This window comes from Frankia sp. AiPs1 (assembly GCF_023716945.1).
GTDB lineage: Bacteria > Actinomycetota > Actinomycetes > Frankiales > Frankiaceae > Frankia.
Genome location: NZ_JAMQQF010001113.1, coordinates 1 through 748 on the forward strand (window position 1 = coordinate 1; position 748 = coordinate 748).

1 protein-coding gene is annotated in these 748 nt (G+C 75.5%); it reads right to left on the reverse strand.

Translation table 11 applies throughout. The annotated features are described in order from the left end of the window. Positions 1 to 748: ABC transporter ATP-binding protein (locus tag ND748_RS33180; RefSeq protein ID WP_251750178.1), on the reverse strand; the 748-nt coding region annotated here is incomplete at both ends.

Here is a 748-nt window from a genome sequence, read left to right on the forward strand (position 1 = left end):
GCCGTCCACCCCGGCGGCCCGCGCGGCGGCGGCGACGCGAGCGGGGTCGGCGTCCGGCCGGCCCCAGGCGATGTTCTCCCACAGCGTCCCGTCGACCAGCGGACTGTCCTGGGCCACCACGGTCACGGCCCGGCGCAGCGAGCCCAGGGTCACCGAGCGCAGGTCGTGGCCGTCGAGCAGGACCCGCCCGGCCGACGGGTCGTGCAGGCGCGTCAGCAGCCTGGTGACCGTCGACTTCCCGGCGCCGCTGCCGCCGGTGAGCACCGTCAGCTCGCCGGGACGCAGGGCGAACGAGACGCCCGCCAACGCCGGCGCGATCGCGTCCGGGTAGGTCAGGTGCACGCACTCGAACCGGAGATGGCCGCGGACGTGGCCCAGCGGGCGGGCGTCCGGGGCGTCGGTCACCTCGGCGGGGTGGTCGAGCACCTCGGCGATCCGCTCCCCGGCGGTCACCGCCGAGCCGACCGTCACGACGAGCTCACCGAGCTCGTGCAGCGGGCCGTACAGATAGCCGAGGAAACCGGCGAAGGACAGCAGACCGCCGACGGTCAGCCGCCCAGTGGCAATCTCCCAGCTACCTACGCCGAGCACGGCCAGCACGAAGACGGTCTCCAGCAGATTGGCCAGCACGGCGTTCGCCGCGGCGAGCCGGTAGGCGGCGAACCGGGCGTCGCGCCAGGCGGCACCGTGGCGGCGCAGCCGGCGCAGCTCGTGGGCCGCCATCCCGTGGGTCTGCACGACGGCGCTG